Below are 20,144 nucleotides of genomic sequence, written 5' to 3'. Positions count from 1 at the left end.
CATGAAAGGGAAACTTATAGTAGTCGGCGGTGGCTTGGCTGGCTTAATGGCAACGATTAAAGCGGCAGAAGCAGGAGTAAACGTGGAACTGTTTTCTTTAGTACCAGTAAAACGTTCGCATTCTGTATGTGCCCAAGGTGGTATTAACGGTGCCGTAAATACGAAAGGTGAAGGGGATTCTCCATGGATCCACTTTGACGATACAATTTATGGTGGGGACTTTTTAGCGAATCAACCACCAGTTAAAGCAATGTGTGAAGCAGCACCTGGTATTATTCATTTAATGGATCGTATGGGTGTTATGTTCAACCGTACAGAAGAGGGTCTTCTTGATTTCCGTCGTTTCGGTGGAACGCAACATCATCGTACAGCATTCGCTGGTGCAACGACTGGACAACAGTTATTGTACGCATTAGATGAACAAGTGCGTCGTCATGAAGTAGCAGGACTTGTAACGAAATATGAAGGTTGGGATTTCTTACGAGCTGTTATGGATGATGAAGGTGTATGCCGAGGAATCGTTGCACAAGATTTACAATCTATGGAGATTAAAAGTTTCCGAGCTGATGCCGTGATTATGGCAACAGGGGGCCCTGGTATCATCTTCGGAAAATCTACAAACTCTATTATTAATACAGGTACAGCAGCATCAGCTATCTATCAACAAGGTGCATATTATGCAAATGGTGAGTTCATTCAAATTCATCCAACAGCAATTCCTGGTGATGACAAATTACGCTTAATGAGTGAATCCGCACGTGGTGAAGGTGGTCGTGTTTGGACATATAAAGATGGTAAACCATGGTACTTCTTAGAAGAGAAATATCCTGCATATGGAAACCTTGTACCTCGTGATATCGCAACACGTGAAATCTTTGACGTATGTGTGGAGCAAAAACTAGGTATTAATGGTGAAAATATGGTATATCTAGATCTTTCTCATAAAGATCCGAAAGAACTAGATATTAAACTTGGTGGAATCATTGAAATCTATGAGAAATTTACAGGTGATGACCCTCGTAAACTACCGATGAAAATCTTCCCAGCTGTTCATTACTCAATGGGTGGATTATGGGTAGATTATAAGCAAATGACGAATATTCCAGGGTTGTTTGCAGCAGGTGAGTGTGATTATTCTATGCACGGCGCAAACCGACTTGGAGCAAACTCTTTACTATCTGCAATTTACGGTGGTATGGTAGCCGGTCCAAGTGCAATTGAATATATAAAAGGTCTATCAAAAGCATCGGATACTGTTTCATCAGCTGTCTATGAACAAAATGAATTAATCGAAACAGAGAAATTTAACAATATTTTATCATTAGATGGTAATGAAAATGCTTATATTCTTCATAAAGAACTTGGAGAATGGATGACGGATAATGTAACGGTAGTTCGTGAAAATAAAAAACTACTAGAAACAGATGATAAAATTCAAGAGTTAATGGAGCGTTATAAACGCATTAACATTAACGATACAGCGAAATGGAGTAACCAAGGGGCTTCATTTACACGTCAACTTGCAAATATGCTTCAGTTAGCACGTGTTATTACAATTGGGGCATATAACCGTAACGAAAGTCGTGGAGCACATTATAAACCAGAATTCCCAGAGCGTGATGACGCGAACTTCTTGAAAACAACAATGGCGAAATTTGATGGCGAAGGAAATGCACCAGCATTCCATTATGAAGATGTTGATATTTCATTAATCAAACCGCGTAAGCGTGATTACACTTCAAAACACGAAGTAGCTTCTAAGGGTGAAGAGAAGGGGGATAAACAACATGCCTGAGAAAACAATCCGCCTCATCATTACACGACAAGACGGACCGAATTCACAGCCATATGATCAAGAATTTGAAATTCCATATCGTCCTAATATGAACATTATTTCAGCGCTTATGGAAATTCGTCGTAACCCAGTTGATGCAAAAGGAAATCATACAACTCCAGTTGCATGGGATATGAACTGTTTAGAAGAAGTGTGCGGTGCTTGTTCTATGGTGATTAATGGTAGACCACGCCAATCATGTACAGCTCTTATTGATAAATTAGAGCAACCAGTTCGCTTACAACCGATGAAAACATTCCCTGTTGTACGTGACTTACAAGTTGATCGTAGTCGCATGTTTAATGCGTTAAAACGGGTAAAAGCTTGGATTCCAATTGATGGAACATATGACTTGGGAGCAGGACCAAGAATGCCAGAGAAAAAACGCCAATGGGCATACGAACTTTCAAAATGTATGACTTGTGGAGTTTGCTTAGAATCATGTCCGAATGTAAATAGTAAATCTGATTTTATCGGACCTGCACCATTGTCACAAGCGCGTTTGTTCAATGCACATCCAACCGGTGAAATGCATAAGGCAGATCGCTTACGTGCCATTATGGGTGATGGTGGACTTGCTAACTGTGGTAACTCGCAAAACTGCGTACAGTCATGTCCGAAAGGAATTCCATTGACAACATCTATTGCAGCTTTAAACCGTGATACAACAATTCAATCATTTAAGGATTTCTTTGGTAGCGATAATAACTATTAATAAATATTGCCTCTTCGATTTGAAGAGGCAATATTTATATAGATGCTTTTTTAAACTGACTTTTAAATTTTCTGTTTATTCAAAAAAGGAGAGTTGATTATGAAGCAAATTTCGTATATCGAAGATTTTGAGAAATGGGAATGTGGTTTTTCATTTTATATTCCTGTAAAAGTTCGTTTTGGTGAAACCGATATGTTTGGTCATATGAATAACAGTGTAGCTTTTACGTATTTTGAAGAAGCGCGGATTGAATTTTTTAAAGAGCTTGGTTTTATGCAAGAGTGGACGCATGAGTCATCTGAAACAATGATTGTAGTTGCGGATCTTCAGTGTAATTTTTTAAAGCAAATTTTCTTTGATGAACGCTTAAAAGTATATGTGAAAGCTGGAGCAGTGGGAAATTCATCATTAGACTTACACTATATGGTGAAAAATGAGTCTGGCGAAATTTGTTTAGTGGGCCGCGGAGCAATGGTACAAGTGTCTAAGAAAACAGGAAAAGGAGAATCATGGTTTAAGGAATGGAAGCAAAAATTATTGCAAAAATAAAGAGAGCGGAATCGCTCTCTTTATTTATTATCATCCATTGCTTCTTCTAATGTTAAGTGGTGTTTATATAAGTATGTAGCATACGGATTTCCAACATAGCGTAGATGCCATGGCTCATATGCGTATCCGGTTATATCTGTTTTATCTTCTAAGTATCGAATGACAAAGCCAAACTCATGAGCATGTGCTGCAACCCATTTCCCTTCTTTTGTATCTCCGAAAATAGGTTCTAATTGGTATTTTGCTGATTTAGAACTAATATCCATTGCAAGCCCAGTTTGATGTTCGCTTGTTCCAGGAATTGCGCTAACAGAGTCAGCTTCAGCTTTTCCTTGGCGTCTAATATATGTGTTATGTAAAGATTGTTGTCGTTTATAAGAACGGTATCCCGAAACGGCTATTAGCTCTAATCCCTCTTCTTTTGCAGCTTGGAACATGTTCTCAAGGGCGATGGCAGCGTTTTTGCGAAGTAATGTTTTTTCTTTATCTTTAGGAGCGGTAAAGGAAACATTTGGTTTTATTAAATCCTTCGGTATATGGCCATCTGGCAATTTACGATGCTTATTTACTAAGACAAGTGGTGAATCTGGGTTTGTAACGAGAGAAACATTATCATCTATTTTTTGAGCTGTATGAGCTGCTTTTGGAAAGGAAGGAATTTCTGTTTTTGAATGTTTCACATGCTTTTGATCTTCGACAGCTTTCACTTCATTTCGCGTTAATGAGTGAGAGTTGAAATAAGCGAAGGATGTGATACCGATTATAGCGGTAGCGGTAGAAATAAAAACTATTTTTTTCATAAAGGTGCTTATTCTCAGTCCTTTCTTAATAAAGTTATATTGTTTTTATTATAAATCTAGTTTGTAGAAAAAGAAATATAAGAGTCGTAACGTAATAGAATTGCAAAGAAAATGTCAGAAAATGTGTAAATATGTAGTTTTTTTTAGAATAATATTTCTAAAATCTTTCATGAAATCAATTTTTTATGTAATATATATACATAAGAAGATGTAACGATTATTAAGAGTGGATGACTTCTTGGATAAGCTAGGAGTGAATGGAAATGGATTTTGCAACATTTATTGGAATTATATTAGGTTTGGTTGCAGTAATAGTAGGGATGTTTTTTAAGGGAGCTGAAGTAACAGCTTTATTAAACCCTGCTGCAGCAATTATTATTTTTGTTGGAACAATAGCAGCAGTATGTATTGCGTTTCCAATGAATCAATTGAAAAGAGTTCCGAAGTTATTTAAGGTTCTTTTTGGTTCAAATAAAAAAGATTTAAGTTATGAACAATTGTTGGAGTCATTTGTTCAATGGACATCCGAAAGTCGGAAGTACGGTATTTTATCTTTAGAACAACAATTAGATGGCATTCAAGATGAATTTCTATTACGTGGTATGAAATTTGTTATTGATGGTGTGTCAGCTGAAGATTTAGAGCGAATTTTAGAAGCTGAATTGGAAGCAATGGAGGAACGTCATGCAAAAGGTGCAGCTATATTTTCGCAAGCTGGTACATATGCACCGACGCTTGGGGTTTTAGGGGCTGTAATTGGCCTTGTAGCTGCTCTAGGTAATTTAACCGATATTGAGAAACTAGGGCATGCGATTTCAGGGGCGTTTATCGCGACCATTTTTGGTATTTTCTCAGGGTATGTATTATGGCATCCATTTGCCAATAAATTAAAGCAAAAATCTGCAGCAGAATTAGAAAAGAAACGATTAATTATCGATTGTTTATTAATGTTACAAGAAGGTACATATCCATTTATTATGAAAAATCGTATTTTAGGCGCACTTTCTGCTTCTGAGCGTAAAAAGCTAGAAAAAGGAGCGGAAAAAAATGAGGAGTAAAAAGAGTAGAAGAGGGAAAAAGAAAAAACATGAGGAACATATTGATGAAACATGGCTTATTCCATATTCTGATATGTTAACATTGTTATTTGCTCTTTTTATTGTTTTGTTTGCTATGAGTAGCCTTGATGCAGAGAAATTTAAACAGATGGCCCTTTCTTTCCGAAGTGAACTAGCAGGTGGAACCGGAAATAAAGAATTTTTAAGTGACCAGAAACCAAAAAAGAAAGAAGAGTTATCAGCGGACAGTTTGGAATCTGAAAATATCAAAAAACAAGCAGAAGCAGAAGCAAAAGCAGAAGCAGAAGTAAAACAGCGAGAAATGAACGAATTAAAAGCTGTACAAAAAAGTATTGATCAATATATTGGAGAAAAACAATTATCATCTTCTTTTAAAACAAAGCTAACGGAACAAGGCTTGATGATAACGATATTAGAGAATGTATTATTTGATTCGGGCAAAGCAGATGTGAAACCAGAATCGCTAAATATTGCGAACGAGATGTCTAATTTGTTACTTTCAGCTGCTCCGCGTGAAATTACGGTATCAGGTCATACAGATAATGTACCTATAACCAACTCTCAATTTTCATCAAACTGGGAATTAAGTACACAGCGAGCTGTAAATTTCATGCAAGTGTTGCTTCAAAATAAACAGTTAGATCCAGCGAAATTTAGTGCAACTGGATATGGGGAATATCGTCCGGCTACTTCAAATGATACATCGGAAGGGAAAGCAAAGAATCGACGTGTAGAAGTGTTTATCTTACCTTTACAAGGAACGATAAAGTAGGAGAATGTCTTCAGCTTGCAATATAGTAGATAAAAGAAAAGGATGGTGAAAGCCATCCTTTTCTTATTTTTCATCAAATGATTGTAAGCTGTTTCGACGAATTTTATCTTTCTCTGTATTGGATTTTTTGAAGTTGCAAATAAGTGATTTTATATCATATAGCAAAATGTAATATTTATCTTAAATTTTATATATAATATTATATATCTATATGATTATAATTGATAATAGGTAGTTTTCAATTTACAATTTTAAGTGAATGATGGATAGATTAGGTAGATGAGAAATGAAATATCATGATAGAGAAGGGGAGGAGTTATCATTTGAGTTTACATATACAAAAGTTAACAAAAATATTTGGCGAATCAAAAGCAGTTAATCAATTACATATTTCATTACCGAAGGGAGAAGTATTAGGACTACTTGGCCGAAACGGTGCAGGAAAAACAACGACGATCAAAATGCTTCTCGGTTTATTAACGCCGAATGAAGGGTCCATTATATGGGATGGGAAAGCTATTTCTGAAAGTGGTGTAACGATTGGGTATCTTCCGGAAGAAAGAGGTTTGTATACAAAAAGTAGAGTAGTAGATCAACTTCGCTATTTTGGTAGATTAGAAGGAATGACGAAAAAAGAAGTAGACCGCGCGATTGATTGCTGGTTAGAAAAACTCGCCATTCCGGAATATAAATATAAAATGGCAGGAGAGCTTTCAAAAGGAAATCAACAAAAAATACAATTAATTGCTGCGCTTCTTCACAATCCAGAGCTTCTTATTTTAGATGAGCCATTTAGCGGGCTCGATCCAGTTAATGCTGGAATGCTCGCAAATATAATTGAAGAGCAAATACAAAAGGGAAAAACAATTATTTTATCAAGCCATCGTATGGAACAAGTGGAAGCGTTTTGTCAACACGTCTGTATTTTAAAGAAAGGAGAAGCGGTTGTAGAAGGGAAACTAAGCGACATAAAAAAAGAATACGGTTTTCGTAATTTAACAATTGAAGATGTGATAGAAAATGAACAGGCATTGCAAGCCTTACATATTTCGTACGAAAAAGAACAAGGATTGCTCTATGTAAAGGTTCATGATGATGCAGAAGCCTTAATGATTTTGCAGAACTTACAAGGACAAGGTGTGAGCTTAAGGCAGTTTAAAATGCTTGAACCGACATTAAACGAAATATTTGTAGAAAGGGCGAAATAGTGATGCGTAAATTTTCTCATGTATTCTCATTTTATTTTAGGGAATCATTTCTATCTAAAAAGACATTAATTACGAGCGGTATTTTATTTTTACTTATATTTGGTGTCTTTGCTTTTAATCACTTTACATCTGGTGGAGATGAAAGTAAGGAGAAAGATAAGATTGCAATTGTAGGGGAAACGTCTACTTATAAAGTACAAGAAGATGAATTAAATAAGTTGTTACCAGGTGCGAAGGCAAAATTGGGTACGAAAGAAGAGTATGATAAGTTACATAAGCAAGTTGAAGAAGGTGATTTAGATGGCTTGTTTCATATAACAGAAAAGAATGGAATCCCAGAAGTGAAATATATATATAGTGGATTTCCAAGCGAAGCAGAATCTGCGGTTATAACAAAGTATTTAAAACAACAATATACGCAACTAACGATTACTACTCATAATATTTCACCGGATGTAGCACAGAAATTACAGGTGGAAATTCCACTAAAAGAAGAAGCGATAAAAGATCGTGCGAGTATATTTGGTATCGGGTATTTCTTTACATTTATACTATACATGTTTATTCTCATGTACGGGAATGCGATTGGAACGAGTATTGCATCCGAAAAGGCTTCTCGCGTTATGGAAGTTATGATTCCGAAAGTAAAACCAATCATATTGATGTATGCAAAAGTTATAGCAACAATTGCAACGGCCTTATCCCAGCTATTAATTGCAGCTTGTGGATTTTTCATTCCATATGCAATTGGTTGGGTTGATTTTGACAATTCCGGGATGTTCGGACTGTTTCTAAATTTTGAGGCGTTAAATTCATTTGTCATTAGTATGTTCTTAATCTACTTTGTGACAGGATATTTATTGTATGCAATGCTATATGCAGCTGTGGGAGCAGTTGTATCTAAAACGGAAGATTTGCAAACTGTTGCAACGCCAATTATATTTTTAGCAATGGGCGCACTTTTCATTAGTATTAAAGCATTGACAGATCCAAATAGTACACTTGTTTTCATTAGTTCTTATATTCCATTCTTTACACCGATGGTTACATTCTCGCGTATTGTTGCTGGTGAGGCAGGGGCTATAGAGATTAGTACTACATTAGCGATTTTAGTCGTAACGATTGTAATCATTAATTGGATTGCAAGTCGCATTTATGTCAATGGTGTTATGAACTACTCTGATAAAGTGAAATTTAAAGATTTAGCTAAATTTATGAAGCGTCAATAATGATAAAAGCATGATTTTCTAAGAGAATCATGCTTTTTCTTTCTGTATAAAGAAGAAATGGTATATAATAGTATGTATGTTTTTTGATAGAATGAACGTAAAGGAGGGTGTGCAGATGGGAATTAGTAGCCGTTTTACAGTAGGTGTTCATATGTTAACGTTACTTGCGATCGATCGAAACTCTCGCTGTACCTCTGAATGGATTGCTGGTAGTGTAAATACAAATCCAGTTGTGATTCGCCGAATTACAGGAATGTTGAAAAGAGCAGGTCTTGTTGATGTTCAAGCTGGAAAAGGTGGTACATCACTTGCTCGTGATTTAGATGAAATTACATTACTTGATGTATATAAAGCGGTGGAAGTAGTAGAAGAAGGACATTTATTTTCCTTCCATGAAAATCCAAATGTCGAATGTCCAGTCGGAGCGAATATTCAATCGGTATTAGAAGTTATTTTAATACAAGCGCAAGAAGCAATGGAACATGTACTTGCGAATGTAACAGTACAGCAGCTTGTGACAAGCTTGCAATCGAAAATGCAAAAATAAACAAGCGAGCCTTTTCACATAAGGCTCGCTTGTTTATTTATCATATTATTTTTCAGTATTCAATACAAATTTCCCTACAATAGCAGCAACGATACCACCAATAATTGGGGCAACAATAAATACCCATAATTGAGATACAGCCTCTCCGCCAGCGAATAAAGCTGGTGCAATACTACGAGCTGGGTTAACTGACGCATCTGTTAAATGATAGGAACAAGCACCGAATAACGGTGCTAATAAGAGCGTGGCATAAGTAATAAACAGATAAGATAAGCTAAAAATCCTGTTCCAAAGCATAAGACAGCAATAACCCAAAGGATACGAATCATACTAGAGCTTATATCAAAATATTCACCTAAACCACCACATACACCGAATAGCATTTTATCAGTTTCAGACTTACGTAGCTGTTTTGCCACTATACGATCCTCTCCTTTCATATATGAATCACCTATTTTTATATATCGGTGATTCTGTTTCCTTTTATTGTATATGGAAAAATATAGAGGGACAATTAAATGATATGAAATACAAACGCGATATATATGTATCTCATGCTAAATGAAGTAAAATTATTTTAATTTTTAGTTGATTATACAATAAGAGAGATGAAATAGAAAAGGGCTTCGTTTTAGGCCCTTTTTATTTATAGATTTCACATGAAAGAATAAATTGCATACAAATGTGTATTCGCACACAAAATGTAGCCTATTTTCATTCACCACTCGTGCGCTTTGTTCATACAATATCTTGACTAAATAAAACACCCAATTTACACATGTACAGCTCTGGCTTAAGCAAGGAGGGTTATACCAGTTGAAGGATAAAGCGTATCAATCTAAACCGTTACTCACAAAGAGAGAGAGAGAAGTATTTGAATTATTAGTTCAAGATAAAACAACAAAAGAAATTGCAAGTGAACTATTTATTAGTGAAAAGACCGTACGCAACCATATATCAAATGTAATGTATAATTATAACTAGTGAATATAATCATAAAAAATTTTCTCAACATTCTTCTGAAAATAGGGGAATACATGTTCTTATTTGTATGATAGAATATTTTGTAAATAGTGGGAGAAGGCGTTATCTGGTTGAAATAAAGGGGGCTTTTCAATTGAGATTTCACAAAAAAATTATTGGAATAATTGAAGATCGAGAAGATTTAAGCTTGAGTTATGTAGCCGAACAAATCGGAGTATCTAGACAATATATGTCAAAATTTAAAAATAAAGGGGCAATCGGTCTTTGTCAGCTCGTTAAGTTATCACACATACTAAGTGATAAGGATAAAACATCTAAAGAAACAATGGTCGAATGGTGTTTAGAGCTAGACACCACTGAATCTATAAAACAAAGTTTTGAATATGCATGTGTAACACGTAATGTTGAGCTTTTAGAAAAATTACTCACAAGGCACAAGGATGAAACAGGAACCATACGTGAATATGTGTCTGTTTATGGAATCTTGCACCAATATATTATTGGGGAAGTTCATGGAACGGAAATTATTAACCAACTAAAGAAAATCGGACACCCGAAAGATAAGCTCTTAAACATTCTGATGGATATTATGAAGTGTTATAATTATTTCCATTTGAAAAAATATAATTTAATGTTGGAATTAATCCAAGAAATTGAGAAACAGGTTATGGCTGTTGATAGCGATAGAAAATCTTATATAAAAGAATGTTATATATATCGAGTGGCGGAAATTTTTGCTCCAGTATATTTACACTATAATCATTTAGATTTAGCAAGAAAATTCGCGAATGTGATAATAGATGCTAATATTAGTGAAAAGACTATTTCAGATGCACTATACATATTAGGTATGTCATATTTAGGAGAGGACAAGGAAAAGAGCCTTAGATACTTTGAAGATAGTTACAATCTTTTAAAAAAAGTTGGAGACAAAACATACGAAAAAGAGGTGCGTTATAATCTAGATTTTGCTAAGATATATTTAGGTGAACCGTTGCCGAATGATTCAGACCCAGTATTAATACAATTTCAAAATAGTCCAGATACTCAAATGCTAAAACTACTCCAAGAATCTTTATATGACGGGGAAGAAGAGGATTTTCTGGTATACTATAGAGGAATTGTAAGCACTTCACCAAATGAAATATATGAATGTTTTCAAAAATTTCTTCTGCAATCTAATTATTTCTTCGCAAGTTTAGTTGCAAAAGAGATTTTCAAAAGAGGAGATCATTCAAGATTAATTAAGTCAATGATGGGTTTTAAGGGGAACATAGGAAAGGGAGTGTTTTGCAGTGAAAAAGATAGCTTCTACAATCTTAGTTGCATTAACAGTATTCACAGTGTTGAACGGATATATCCTAGAGAAACCAGAACACTACAAACAAAATAAAACAATAGCATATATGGAAGAGACGATTAAACCTGGAGGGTGAATCGTTTAAAAATTAAAGGCTGAGTAAATTCTCAGCCTTTTTCTTTTAGTCAACTAAAATGAAAAATCGAAAAGTAATGTACTTTTCAGAATATTCCCTGGAGGAAATGTTATTATATATTTACAGAGAACGGAAGGGGGATATATTTATGGGAACAGAAGAGATATTAAAATCGTTCCTAAAATGTATTACTGAAGCTTCTCAAAAAGAAGAAGATCTACAACGATACATTGAAATTGCATTTGATATTAAAACAAACTAAAAAATAGCGATGTTATAGCCTACACCACTATTTTTTAGTTGGGGTATTTAATTTTTCAAGACTTTCCATGATAGACAGCATATTTTGCAGAACAATTTCTTGATGTTCTTCTGGTAATTGTTCTAAGCGTGACTTTACCCAGTGATATTTCTTGTTAAAATCCTCATCTATTTCACGAGAGTCAGACCTTCCTAAGATAAAATCAACAGGTACTTCAAAGAAATTAGCAGCACGTTCCACTGTCTCGCGGGAAGGTGGTTTAAAACCTGTTTCAAACTTTGAAATACTACCAGCAGTAACGCCAATCGCTTTCCCAACTTCGGTCTGGGTTAACTTACGTTCTTTTCGTAATTGACGAAGTCGATCTTTAAACTCCACAATAATCACCTCATACAAGTGGTTTGTTGAGTTTATTATAATATTTCCTATGGGGAAAATCAATGGCATAAAATAACCGATTATTTAATAAAATTCGAAAAAATATCCCTTGAATTTTCCCGCAGGGAATGTTAATGTATTTTACACAGATATAGAAAGGAGTCATCTAATGAGGGTAAGTGTAGAAGAAACAAAATTAAAAACTGCATTTAAAAAGTCTGGATATAAGTATCAAGAATTGGCAGATGTTCTTGGGATTTCTTGCAGTTACTGTTACAAGCTTATTAATAACCATCAGTATAAGAAAAAAATATCTTATAACTTAGCTTCTAGAATAGCAACTGCGTTAAAAGCAGATGTAGTTGATTTGTTTGAGGAACAAGTCGATTTTTTTTAGTGAAAAATGTTCCCTGTGGGAATACCAATTTGAAAATCGAAGTGTTGTCTCGGTGAAAACCAATCATATGGTGTTATCAAGAGGTGATGATGTTGGTGGTTAAGCAAACAAAATTAAGAATTGTTGAAGAAGTCTATGGGGATCAAAGAATTGAAGATGTGTTTGCAGAACTGTACCGGATGCGCTATGGCATAAAAGTAAAAGTTACAAGGAAAAACTCTACCTTAGTTGCAAAAGAACTAGAAAAGTAGGTTTTAGACTTCATTGAGCACAGCTTAATGAAGTTTGGATATATATTGGACGAGCTTGAAAGGAGGTGAAGAATATGAAAAGTGGCAAAAAACCAACAAAACGCCAAAAAGTTCAAATTAAGTCATATGGTTTAAATCCTGAAAATTGGCTGATTTATAAGAATTTGGATGAAGAATTACACTTAGTTCATCGTTACACAAATACCACACGTGTAATTCCGAATTTATAGATTAGGAGGGAAACGAAATGGATCAATTACAAATATTAGAGTTTAACGATCAAAGGGTTTTAACAACTAAGCAGTTAGCAGAAGTATATGGATGCACAGAAACGCATGTAAAACAAAACTTTAATAACCATAAAGAAAAGTTTGAAAAAAATAAACATTACATTTTATTAAAAGGTGAGGAACTTAGGGTATTCAAACGCAGAGTAGATAATATCTACCTCGTGCCAAATAACGTAAATCAATTATATTTGTGGACTGAAAGAGGTGCAAATAGGCATTGCAAGATTCTTGATACAGATAAGGCTTGGGAACAGTTTGATCACTTAGAAGAAACATATTTCAAAGTACGGGAAAGACAACAACAACTCCCTACTGATCCAATGAGTGTTTTAAAACTTACTTTTCAAGCATTAGAAGGTCAACAACAGGAAATAGAGGAGATAAAGTCGGATGTACAGGACTTGAAAGAGAATACACCATTATTTGCAATTGAATGTGATGAAATTTCTAATGCTGTAAAACGTAAAGGAGTTGTATTGCTAGGTGGGAAGCAATCCAATGCCTATAGAGATCGTGGATTAAGAGGAAAGGTGTATCGTGATATTTATAATCAATTATACCGCGAATTTGGTGTAAAAAGTCATAAGGCGATTAAACGTTGTCACTTAAATATAGCGATAAAAATAGTTGAAGAATATACACTTCCAATTGTATTAAGCGAAAAAATATCCTTTATAAATGCACAAATGGATTTTATAGAAATACAGTAAGTAACATAGTTTTCATTCCTCAAATTTGAGGAACCAATTTTTTAAAAAAAGGTGGCGAAGGTAATGGATCAGTTACGTGTTATTGAAGGAGTAAAAAAGGACAAGCCTGATTATGCCGAGATATACCTCAGAATGTTTATGAATACCGTTCACGAGCTAAAGGAACAGGATGAGAAAAAGAGGTCGTTAAGCAAGGATACGTATAAAAAAGCGATTTTTTCAGGTGTTAGATATATTGCAGGATCAAAAAATGATATTTCAAATTACGATTACTTAATGAATAGATTCATTTTAATAGGCTATTTGAAAAATTTAATGAAGGTGTTAACGCCGAGGGATTTTATAACTATATTTCCAATCGATAAAGAATATGATGGTGATCGTTACGAAATGAAAGATTATTTTTTCACTATGGATGAAATTAACAAAATTGGAATGGATAAACCTATTGGTGAAAAAATTCTAGAGTTTTTATGGGATTATCAAAACTTTAAAGATATAACACGATTCAATTTAGCTGCTATGAGAATTTTAAATAACCTACAGAAAATGAAAGGTAAAAAAACATTGACTGAAGAGTTCGTTGAGCGATTAGGTATTGATACTTATACGAAGCATAAAGAAAAGAGCGGAAAAGAATATATTACCAATGATCGCACTGGTGAAACTCAAGAAGTTAAGAAAACTAGACCGAGATATTTAAAACCAGTTAACTAATAAAAATGAGCGTATTGAAAGGAGGTAAGAAAGAATGAGAATCGATTATCAGAATGCTATAGTTGCAGATTATCTCAAACTACTTGATGTACGTAAGAAGGGTGGACAAGCACGTTTATTTGCAGATATACGCATTACTTGTTTATCGGCTGCGCTTGGTTTTGGAGGGCAAAAAAAGTAACTTGCGCCAACAAGTTACCGAAAAATATTTATAAAAAACACTTATCAGAAGTATAGCATACATGTCCATTTTAGGAAAAGAGGGGGTATATTTATGCCCTTTATTAACGGAGTGCTGAGATAAATCCAAATTTGGATTTATCCCTAAAACTCCTTTGCATCTTGCAATATCAAGAATGTAAGAGGTGAAATTATGGCCATTTACAGACCAGTTCAAACAGATTTTTGGACAGATGTTAAGGTATCTGAGGATATGACACCAGAGGATAAGTTATTCATGGTTTACCTTTTAACAAATCCTCATACCACTCAATTGGGTGTATATGAAATTACAGCTAAAATAATAGCGTTTGAGATTGGTTTATCAATTGAATCAGCAAGAGCGTTGCTTGATCGTTTTGAAAATCATCATAAATTAATTAAGTACAACAAAAAAACTCGTGAAATAGCTATTAAAAATTGGGGTAAATACAACTTGACTAGAGGTGGCAAACCAATCGAGGATTGTCTCAAAAAAGAGGTTGATAAGGTGAAAGACTTGTCCCTTGTAAAATTCATTTTAGAAAGAACAGAGAATAAAAAACTAGCAGAGAAAATCAGCATTTACGCGGGTTTTGACGATACGTCTACGTCACGTAAATATATAGCTACGATACGTGGACAAAAAGAAAAAGAAAAAGAAAAAGAAAAAGAAGAAAAATATATAGTCGAGATAGTGAACTATCTCAACATCACATGTAAAAAAAATTATCGCACTTCAACTAAGAAAACTCGAAAATTCATTAAAGCGAGGTTATCTGAAGGTTATACGAAAGATGATTTTAAAAAAGTCATTGATATAAAGAAATCACATTGGTTCGGTGATCCAAAAATGGATGAATATTTGAGGCCAGAGACGCTATTTGGCACAAAATTTGAAAGTTATTTAAATAGCAAACCTAAAGCAAGACGAGCGACCGAAATGACAAATGAAGAACGATTGCAGCACTTTGAAAAAGAAGCAGCAGAACAAGGCGAAGACGATTTACCATTCTAGAGGTGTATGAAATGAGGAGAGAGGAATTATTTCAGAAGGTATTTAGTAGTGATCGTGCTGTAAGAAATTCAGTAAATGTAACTGAACTCATGGAAGCGATGATTATACCCGGTGAGGGAGCTACATGTAAAACTTGTAATATCTATGTCCCAATGATGCAGTTACCGATTTATCTTTTAAAGCCATTAAAAAGTGTGCCAGGAATAAGTGCTAAAGGGAAAGTACAGCCAGTATGTCCGAAGTGCTTGCGAAAGCCTTCTGCCGCAAAAGATGAGATTAGATATCAAGATATTGTAGAATCGGCTCAGAAAAGATTACGAGATGGAGAAAGAAATCGTTATTTAATGCCTACACCTCAGAGATACATAAATGCTACCCTTGATAACTTTGAAATGCGATTTGGAACGGAAAGAGCTGTAAGTGGTGCAAAGTATCTTATAAATAACATTGATGTAAAAGAAGGAAAAGGTTTGTTTATAAAAGGTGGATTTGGAGTAGGTAAGACCAGACTATGTTATTCGATTAAACATGCTTTAGATGATATTGGAAAGAGCGTCATTGTATATAATGTAACGCAGCTTTTAGATCGCATCCGTTCGACATTTAATAGTGACAAGGAAAGTAAACAGGAAATTATGGCATTACTTATGAAATGCGATGTATTGATTTTAGATGATTTAGGAGCAGAAAAGCCCAGTGATTATACTGCTGAGTTTTTATATACGATTATAGATTATCGGAATAGTAACTTCAAACGAATGGTTATTACAAGTAACTGTAGTGACGAAGAATTACAGGAGCGTCTTGGTCAACTACAGGGTGGAAGAATTTTAGACCGATTAAAAGAAGCTTGCTATTCTGTACAAATTACGGCAAGGAGTGCGAGGGAATGAAAGAAAAACAAAAGGTCGATAAAAGAGAGAGTTTAACAAAGGAATGCAAAAAGCTACTTGTAGAACTGTTCGTGAGAGCGAAAACAGATGAAAGAGTACAACATTTTTTAGATGATTTTGGAGAGTTTCTCAAAAAAGAAAACCAATCAAACGAAGAATTTAAAGCGGGACTGATTCGGTTACAAGAAAAGCATTTTCCTAACTTCGAAAAAGGAGTATATACAATGGACAAGGAGATTAAAAACGTTCGTGAAATGTCTGACGAGGAATTTATGAAAAAATATGAAAGGCTGGTTCATCATTGTGTGTGGAGGAGGTACGGAAAGAAACTTAACTCTATAAAGAATGATACAGCCTTAGATATAGAAGACCTAACACAGTTTGGAATGATTGGATTAATAAAAGCGAGAAAGCAATTTAATACGGAATATGGATGTCAATTTTCAACCTATGCTGTACCAAAAATTTTCGGTGAAATAGGAAGAGCGATTCGAGATCATCAAAAAGTAAGAACACAACGCATCGTATACGATATAAAAGGAAAAATTATCCGTCAAAAATTAGAAGGCAAGACTCCTGTGGAAATCTCAGAAATTCTAGGGGAGCCAGTAAATTTGGTTAAGATAGCTTTGAAATACCAACCATCTACATTATCTATGGACCAAGTAATTTATGATTCAGGGAATAAAAATGGAAAGATTACATTAGAACAAACGCTTGAGGAACGAAATAAAGTGAATATCGAGAATGAAACAGTTAATCAAGTCGTGTTAAAAGATTTTCTAAGTACATTGCAGCATACAGAATATATTGTTTTGGACATGCACTTTAAAAATATGACTCAACAAAAAATTGGCAATAAAGTTGGAGTCAGTCAAGTACAAATTAGTCGTATTTTACAAAGAATTCACAATAAGGCAGAAGTGTTCGGTAGGGAACGAGGTTTTAGAAAATGATGTACAAATTGCAGGGCAGTCGATATTTGAGATTGGACAGCGATTGAAACATGTGAAAGAAAACGATCTAACACATGGTGAGTTTGGCAAATGGTTAAAAGACCATGTGAATTTTACAGAAAGACAAGCAAGACGTTTTATGCAGGTGGTTGATGAGTTTAAAACGGACGACGTCGTCCGAATTGGTTCTTCAAAAATATTTGAGGTATTACAGTTACCTCAAGAAGTCGATCGCCAACAATTCATCGAACAACCACACATCATCCCATCAACAGGAGAACAAAAAACTGTCGATGAAATGACGGTTCGTGAAGTGAAGACAAATAGAATATGCAGGCGAAGAATTTTCGCTCCTAAATTTTCAGGAGTCAAATTACAAGAATCGCAAAGGGAATTAGAACAATCAAGAAAAACAGATAAAGTCGCAATGAAACAACTGAAGAGTTTAAAGATGTTGGTACGTACCCAAAATTGAGTCAATCAAAAATATTTCAAATCATTGCATTGCCATCAGAAATAGATCGTCAACAATTATAGGCGTAATGATAGGATTAGTAGAAAAATTGAATAGAAAAAATAAATGGGAATAGGAATGGACAGTTATTAAACCATAATTGAACAAAATAGTTATTCGGTAGAAAAGGAGCGTGGGATTATTGAAAGCTACATGTATAAGATGTGGTAGAAGAGTTGTAATGAGCATCCCACAGTTATGTATTCAATGTAAATACGAGTTAACTAGGATAACTAAAGTGTCGTGGTTCAGAGAAATTAAGGAGTAAAACTTTAATTCGGAGGGGAACGGAATGGAAATCAAAGTGAATGAACAAGCTCAAAAGTTTCATTTAGCAACAAATCAAGGGGATTGGCAACCAATGATAGGACACGCTATACAAATCGATGAATTCACATTATGTGCATGCCCTATGTTCGACACTGTTTTCGGAACTGTACTTAATATATCTGAAGTTACAACCGGTCACAGGGTATTGTTGCCGATACCAGTTGTTGGGGACGCTTACGAAAAAACAAGCACAGCAGCAGGTACAGTTGCATTCTTAAGAACGGAAGTTGCTGAAGAAATAAAAAGAGTAATAAACAAAGTTGGAAAACAAAAAATCATAGAACAAATCGAAAAATCAAAGAAATACAATGCAGAACATTTACCGGAAATGCCACCGATTGAAGATGTAGATAGGGATTGGATGTCGGATGAAATCAGCGATGTAACTCATTAATTAAGACAAAATCCTTATTTGACAACAAATAAAAAGAGCGCTGTTCGAGAGCGCTCCTTATGCCTCTATAACGAAAGTGACGAGCTCACGTTATACAGAAAGGTATTAGTATTGTATGTCAAAGCATGAAAGCGGTGAATGGATTTAGACAAAATCGTTATTTGTGCGACACGTTTCCTTATAAGTGTGTATCACGAAATAGGAATGAAAGTCGCACGTACAGTGCTAAGCGGGGGAAAAGATGGAGATAACTTCAAAGTCTTACCTATCGCAACGGTCGGAAAGGAGGATTATGATGTATCCATTTTATGTAGATGGTGAAAAGGTATTTTCATTCTCTTATAAGCCAAGTAAAGGCGTTGTGAAAGATGATGATACTGGCAAGTGGTACGAAATAATCAAAGTTGAGCAAGGGCGTGGGCGCAAAGTTTACGGAAAAGAAACTATTAATTTGGACGGTATGAATTGGCAACCTTATAAAGATTAATCGAAAGGGGAACGGAAAATGAAATATGCAAAGGTTAGCGGTAATAATGTGGTAATCAAATTGCCAATTGATATGTTAGTAGTCGCTTTTAATGATAATCCAAATAATTATGATGAAGAAATTAAAGTCAAATATAAAAGAAAGTTTGCTGAAGGATTTGCTCAACATGTAAATGAGCATAGTGGCAATGCAGAAACTGGTTTAACGGTGTTCCAAGAGTGGATTGACCAAATTTTTGAAGAGATGATTGAAGGTGACTCATCTTACATTAAATATCCTAAGGAAGAATTTTAACAAAATAGTTATTTGAAAGAAAAGAGTGAGAATATGGACGAACTAAATAGAATTGCTCATTTATTACCTTTTGAGGTACTTACAGATATAAAAAGCCGTTTAACTGATTGGGTCGCAAGTGGCGGAAGCTGGGATGACCCCTATATAAAACAACAAGTTAGATATGCCAAAAGAGTAGCAGAAAGAATGGAGGGGGAAGAAAAATGACGATTAAATGCTTTTTTGAGGATTATGATGGAGAAATTGTTCTTAGTGATGTAAGAAATTTCAAAGATGCAGATGACTTTGTTAAACAGGCTGAAACGTATGTGGCCGAAACTAGAGGTTTTCGGATTCCGATACTTCAACCTACTGTAACGGACATCCTCGTAGGTGAAGAAGAATGGAAACCAGAAGATGATCCTGATTTTGAAGGTAAGAAAATTACAGTTTATTGCTCTGTAATTGATCAGGAGAATAGTGAAGAAACTAAAGGAGAATCTGATAGGTGGTGTGAGAATAGAGTTGAAGCCTATAAGCATTATGTAAAAACAGATATGCAAGCACTTGAAGGGTATGAGAATCGGATTAAATCACTGCAAAAGGAACTGCAAGATCTTGAAAAGCAAAAAGAAAGGAAAATGTCTCAAGTAGAAAAACAAATATTCCAATTGTACAACCAAGGTTGGGAAATGAAACATGGAGTTTGGGTGGAAGTGAACAAGCGATAAAAGAGCAGCCAACAAGAGTTAACTGCTCCGATCAAAATGAAAACCTAGATGCATAGATAGTATATGTTATTGGTTATATTCAAGGAGGAATGGATATGAAATACTTTGAGTTTAATAAGCATGAATATTATGCGTTAATTGCGGTAAATGGCGATGTGGATAAAGCGATTGAAATATATGTAGAAAATGTCG

General features: G+C 34.8%; 29 protein-coding genes and 1 pseudogene. 26 read left to right on the top strand and 4 right to left on the bottom strand.

Features of this window, described 5'->3' with window-relative positions; genetic code table 11:
* Position 1: 1 nt before the first annotated feature.
* The 3 genes from sdhA to MR058_RS20845 all read left to right on the top strand — a co-directional run bounded on the left by sdhA (position 2) and on the right by MR058_RS20845 (position 3,098).
* Positions 2-1,795, top strand: coding sequence for a succinate dehydrogenase flavoprotein subunit (gene sdhA, locus MR058_RS20855; RefSeq protein ID WP_242145652.1), 1,794 nt, complete (start codon positions 2-4; stop codon positions 1,793-1,795).
* Positions 1,788-2,549: a succinate dehydrogenase iron-sulfur subunit gene (gene sdhB / locus MR058_RS20850; RefSeq protein ID WP_242145651.1), complete on the top strand. Its 762-nt coding sequence runs from the start codon at positions 1,788-1,790 to the stop codon at positions 2,547-2,549. Before sdhA ends, sdhB begins: the two co-directional genes overlap by 8 nt.
* Before the next feature lie 99 nt (positions 2,550-2,648).
* Positions 2,649-3,098 (top strand): acyl-CoA thioesterase, encoded by a 450-nt coding sequence (locus tag MR058_RS20845; RefSeq protein ID WP_242145650.1) that lies wholly within the window; start codon positions 2,649-2,651, stop codon positions 3,096-3,098.
* Between the two features lie 20 nt (positions 3,099-3,118).
* Here the strand turns inward: MR058_RS20845 and MR058_RS20840 are convergent, their stop codons facing one another.
* The gene (locus tag MR058_RS20840) at positions 3,119-3,898 is read right to left on the bottom strand and encodes a M15 family metallopeptidase (protein WP_242145649.1); all 780 of its coding nucleotides are present in this window, start codon (positions 3,896-3,898) and stop codon (positions 3,119-3,121) included.
* Positions 3,899-4,161: 263 nt separating this feature from the next.
* Here MR058_RS20840 and motA point away from each other — a divergent pair, with 263 nt between their 5' ends.
* The 5 genes from motA (at position 4,162) to MR058_RS20815 (ending at position 8,733) form a co-directional block, all read left to right on the top strand.
* The gene (motA, locus tag MR058_RS20835) at positions 4,162-4,956 is read left to right on the top strand and encodes a flagellar motor stator protein MotA (RefSeq protein WP_242145648.1); all 795 of its coding nucleotides are present in this window, start codon (positions 4,162-4,164) and stop codon (positions 4,954-4,956) included.
* A complete protein-coding gene (gene motB, locus MR058_RS20830) occupies positions 4,946-5,749 on the top strand; it encodes a flagellar motor protein MotB (RefSeq protein ID WP_242145647.1) in 804 nt (267 codons plus the stop codon). Before motA ends, motB begins: the two co-directional genes overlap by 11 nt.
* Before the next feature lie 323 nt (positions 5,750-6,072).
* Positions 6,073-6,957, top strand: coding sequence for an ABC transporter ATP-binding protein (locus MR058_RS20825; RefSeq protein ID WP_242145646.1), 885 nt, complete (start codon positions 6,073-6,075; stop codon positions 6,955-6,957).
* A 2-nt stretch (positions 6,958-6,959) separates the two neighbouring features.
* Positions 6,960-8,186, top strand: a complete 1,227-nt coding sequence (locus MR058_RS20820; protein WP_242145645.1) for an ABC transporter permease — start codon at positions 6,960-6,962, stop codon at positions 8,184-8,186.
* Positions 8,187-8,301: 115 nt separating this feature from the next.
* Positions 8,302-8,733 carry an Rrf2 family transcriptional regulator gene (locus tag MR058_RS20815; RefSeq protein ID WP_242145644.1) on the top strand — a complete coding sequence of 144 codons (432 nt, stop codon included), beginning with the start codon at positions 8,302-8,304 and terminating at the stop codon, positions 8,731-8,733.
* Between the two features lie 45 nt (positions 8,734-8,778).
* Here the strand turns inward: MR058_RS20815 and MR058_RS20810 are convergent.
* A pseudogene (locus tag MR058_RS20810) lies at positions 8,779-8,979 on the bottom strand (aquaporin); the annotation flags it as partial.
* Positions 8,967-9,152, bottom strand: coding sequence for a PspC domain-containing protein (locus MR058_RS20805; RefSeq protein WP_242145643.1), 186 nt, complete (start codon positions 9,150-9,152; stop codon positions 8,967-8,969). The pseudogene MR058_RS20810 and the gene MR058_RS20805, both read right to left, overlap by 13 nt.
* Positions 9,153-9,549: 397 nt before the next feature.
* Between MR058_RS20805 and MR058_RS20800 the strand changes: the two genes are divergently transcribed.
* Positions 9,550-9,717: a helix-turn-helix domain-containing protein gene (locus tag MR058_RS20800; RefSeq protein WP_242145642.1), complete on the top strand. Its 168-nt coding sequence runs from the start codon at positions 9,550-9,552 to the stop codon at positions 9,715-9,717.
* 133 nt (positions 9,718-9,850) lie between these two features.
* Positions 9,851-11,110, top strand: a complete 1,260-nt coding sequence (locus tag MR058_RS20795) for an AimR family lysis-lysogeny pheromone receptor (protein WP_242145641.1) — start codon at positions 9,851-9,853, stop codon at positions 11,108-11,110.
* Positions 11,111-11,442: 332 nt separating this feature from the next.
* On the opposite strand, the gene MR058_RS20790 is transcribed toward MR058_RS20795, so the two are convergent.
* The gene (locus MR058_RS20790) at positions 11,443-11,793 is read right to left on the bottom strand and encodes a helix-turn-helix domain-containing protein (protein WP_242145640.1); all 351 of its coding nucleotides are present in this window, start codon (positions 11,791-11,793) and stop codon (positions 11,443-11,445) included.
* 169 nt (positions 11,794-11,962) lie between these two features.
* Here MR058_RS20790 and MR058_RS20785 point away from each other — a divergent pair, with 169 nt between their 5' ends.
* The 16 genes from MR058_RS20785 (at position 11,963) to MR058_RS20710 (ending at position 19,952) form a co-directional block, all read left to right on the top strand.
* Positions 11,963-12,190 carry a helix-turn-helix domain-containing protein gene (locus MR058_RS20785; protein WP_242145639.1) on the top strand — a complete coding sequence of 76 codons (228 nt, stop codon included), beginning with the start codon at positions 11,963-11,965 and terminating at the stop codon, positions 12,188-12,190.
* Between the two features lie 95 nt (positions 12,191-12,285).
* Positions 12,286-12,441, top strand: coding sequence for a hypothetical protein (locus tag MR058_RS20780; RefSeq protein WP_242145684.1), 156 nt, complete (start codon positions 12,286-12,288; stop codon positions 12,439-12,441).
* Between the two features lie 74 nt (positions 12,442-12,515).
* Positions 12,516-12,671 carry a DUF6906 family protein gene (locus MR058_RS20775; RefSeq protein WP_242145638.1) on the top strand — a complete coding sequence of 52 codons (156 nt, stop codon included), beginning with the start codon at positions 12,516-12,518 and terminating at the stop codon, positions 12,669-12,671.
* 17 nt (positions 12,672-12,688) lie between these two features.
* Complete coding sequence (locus MR058_RS20770) at positions 12,689-13,441, top strand: ORF6C domain-containing protein (protein ID WP_242145637.1); 753 nt, start codon at positions 12,689-12,691, stop codon at positions 13,439-13,441.
* Positions 13,442-13,504: 63 nt separating this feature from the next.
* Positions 13,505-14,158 (top strand): hypothetical protein, encoded by a 654-nt coding sequence (locus tag MR058_RS20765; protein ID WP_242145636.1) that lies wholly within the window; start codon positions 13,505-13,507, stop codon positions 14,156-14,158.
* A 34-nt stretch (positions 14,159-14,192) separates the two neighbouring features.
* Positions 14,193-14,339, top strand: coding sequence for a hypothetical protein (locus MR058_RS20760; RefSeq protein WP_242145635.1), 147 nt, complete (start codon positions 14,193-14,195; stop codon positions 14,337-14,339).
* A 192-nt stretch (positions 14,340-14,531) separates the two neighbouring features.
* On the top strand, positions 14,532-15,374 hold the full coding sequence (locus MR058_RS20755) for a conserved phage C-terminal domain-containing protein (protein ID WP_242145634.1): 843 nt from the start codon (positions 14,532-14,534) through the stop codon (positions 15,372-15,374).
* A gap of 11 nt (positions 15,375-15,385) precedes the next feature.
* The gene (locus MR058_RS20750) at positions 15,386-16,267 is read left to right on the top strand and encodes an ATP-binding protein (RefSeq protein WP_242145633.1); all 882 of its coding nucleotides are present in this window, start codon (positions 15,386-15,388) and stop codon (positions 16,265-16,267) included.
* Entirely contained in the window at positions 16,264-17,223 is a 960-nt protein-coding gene (locus MR058_RS20745) for a sigma-70 family RNA polymerase sigma factor (RefSeq protein ID WP_242145632.1), read from the top strand. The genes MR058_RS20750 and MR058_RS20745 overlap by 4 nt, the downstream gene beginning before the upstream one ends.
* The gene (locus MR058_RS20740; protein ID WP_242145631.1) at positions 17,120-17,698 is read left to right on the top strand and encodes a DUF3102 domain-containing protein; all 579 of its coding nucleotides are present in this window, start codon (positions 17,120-17,122) and stop codon (positions 17,696-17,698) included. Before MR058_RS20745 ends, MR058_RS20740 begins: the two co-directional genes overlap by 104 nt.
* A gap of 331 nt (positions 17,699-18,029) precedes the next feature.
* Positions 18,030-18,461 (top strand): hypothetical protein, encoded by a 432-nt coding sequence (locus tag MR058_RS20735; protein WP_242145630.1) that lies wholly within the window; start codon positions 18,030-18,032, stop codon positions 18,459-18,461.
* 138 nt (positions 18,462-18,599) lie between these two features.
* On the top strand, positions 18,600-18,782 hold the full coding sequence (locus tag MR058_RS20730) for a hypothetical protein (RefSeq protein WP_242145629.1): 183 nt from the start codon (positions 18,600-18,602) through the stop codon (positions 18,780-18,782).
* A complete protein-coding gene (locus tag MR058_RS20725; RefSeq protein ID WP_242145628.1) occupies positions 18,757-18,948 on the top strand; it encodes a hypothetical protein in 192 nt (63 codons plus the stop codon). Before MR058_RS20730 ends, MR058_RS20725 begins: the two co-directional genes overlap by 26 nt.
* Positions 18,949-18,966: 18 nt before the next feature.
* Complete coding sequence (locus tag MR058_RS20720; RefSeq protein WP_242145627.1) at positions 18,967-19,242, top strand: hypothetical protein; 276 nt, start codon at positions 18,967-18,969, stop codon at positions 19,240-19,242.
* Between the two features lie 33 nt (positions 19,243-19,275).
* Entirely contained in the window at positions 19,276-19,449 is a 174-nt protein-coding gene (locus MR058_RS20715; RefSeq protein ID WP_242145626.1) for a DUF6877 family protein, read from the top strand.
* Complete coding sequence (locus tag MR058_RS20710; RefSeq protein ID WP_242145625.1) at positions 19,446-19,952, top strand: hypothetical protein; 507 nt, start codon at positions 19,446-19,448, stop codon at positions 19,950-19,952. Before MR058_RS20715 ends, MR058_RS20710 begins: the two co-directional genes overlap by 4 nt.
* The last annotated feature ends 192 nt before the right edge of the window (positions 19,953-20,144 follow it).

This window comes from Bacillus cereus group sp. BfR-BA-01430, from assembly GCF_022663115.1.
GTDB classification, from domain to species: Bacteria; Bacillota; Bacilli; order Bacillales; family Bacillaceae_G; genus Bacillus_A; species Bacillus_A cereus_BD.
The sequence above is the reverse complement of the archived record's forward strand: the minus strand, read 5'-3'. Positions and strand labels throughout refer to the sequence as shown.

Coding starts and splice junctions, on each gene's coding strand:
- MR058_RS20755 (WP_242145634.1), top strand. CDS start 14,532: ATGGCCATTTACAGACCAGTTCAAACAGATTTTTGGACAGATGTTAAG.
- motA (WP_242145648.1), top strand. CDS start 4,162: ATGGATTTTGCAACATTTATTGGAATTATATTAGGTTTGGTTGCAGTA.
- MR058_RS20725 (WP_242145628.1), top strand. CDS start 18,757: ATGTATCCATTTTATGTAGATGGTGAAAAGGTATTTTCATTCTCTTAT.
- MR058_RS20735 (WP_242145630.1), top strand. CDS start 18,030: ATGGAAATCAAAGTGAATGAACAAGCTCAAAAGTTTCATTTAGCAACA.
- MR058_RS20715 (WP_242145626.1), top strand. CDS start 19,276: ATGGACGAACTAAATAGAATTGCTCATTTATTACCTTTTGAGGTACTT.
- MR058_RS20750 (WP_242145633.1), top strand. CDS start 15,386: ATGAGGAGAGAGGAATTATTTCAGAAGGTATTTAGTAGTGATCGTGCT.
- MR058_RS20765 (WP_242145636.1), top strand. CDS start 13,505: ATGGATCAGTTACGTGTTATTGAAGGAGTAAAAAAGGACAAGCCTGAT.
- MR058_RS20760 (WP_242145635.1), top strand. CDS start 14,193: ATGAGAATCGATTATCAGAATGCTATAGTTGCAGATTATCTCAAACTA.
- MR058_RS20775 (WP_242145638.1), top strand. CDS start 12,516: ATGAAAAGTGGCAAAAAACCAACAAAACGCCAAAAAGTTCAAATTAAG.
- MR058_RS20770 (WP_242145637.1), top strand. CDS start 12,689: ATGGATCAATTACAAATATTAGAGTTTAACGATCAAAGGGTTTTAACA.
- motB (WP_242145647.1), top strand. CDS start 4,946: ATGAGGAGTAAAAAGAGTAGAAGAGGGAAAAAGAAAAAACATGAGGAA.
- MR058_RS20820 (WP_242145645.1), top strand. CDS start 6,960: ATGCGTAAATTTTCTCATGTATTCTCATTTTATTTTAGGGAATCATTT.
- MR058_RS20815 (WP_242145644.1), top strand. CDS start 8,302: ATGGGAATTAGTAGCCGTTTTACAGTAGGTGTTCATATGTTAACGTTA.
- MR058_RS20710 (WP_242145625.1), top strand. CDS start 19,446: ATGACGATTAAATGCTTTTTTGAGGATTATGATGGAGAAATTGTTCTT.
- MR058_RS20840 (WP_242145649.1), bottom strand. CDS start 3,898: ATGAAAAAAATAGTTTTTATTTCTACCGCTACCGCTATAATCGGTATC.
- sdhA (WP_242145652.1), top strand. CDS start 2: ATGAAAGGGAAACTTATAGTAGTCGGCGGTGGCTTGGCTGGCTTAATG.
- MR058_RS20745 (WP_242145632.1), top strand. CDS start 16,264: ATGAAAGAAAAACAAAAGGTCGATAAAAGAGAGAGTTTAACAAAGGAA.
- MR058_RS20785 (WP_242145639.1), top strand. CDS start 11,963: ATGAGGGTAAGTGTAGAAGAAACAAAATTAAAAACTGCATTTAAAAAG.
- sdhB (WP_242145651.1), top strand. CDS start 1,788: ATGCCTGAGAAAACAATCCGCCTCATCATTACACGACAAGACGGACCG.
- MR058_RS20845 (WP_242145650.1), top strand. CDS start 2,649: ATGAAGCAAATTTCGTATATCGAAGATTTTGAGAAATGGGAATGTGGT.
- MR058_RS20730 (WP_242145629.1), top strand. CDS start 18,600: ATGGATTTAGACAAAATCGTTATTTGTGCGACACGTTTCCTTATAAGT.
- MR058_RS20720 (WP_242145627.1), top strand. CDS start 18,967: ATGAAATATGCAAAGGTTAGCGGTAATAATGTGGTAATCAAATTGCCA.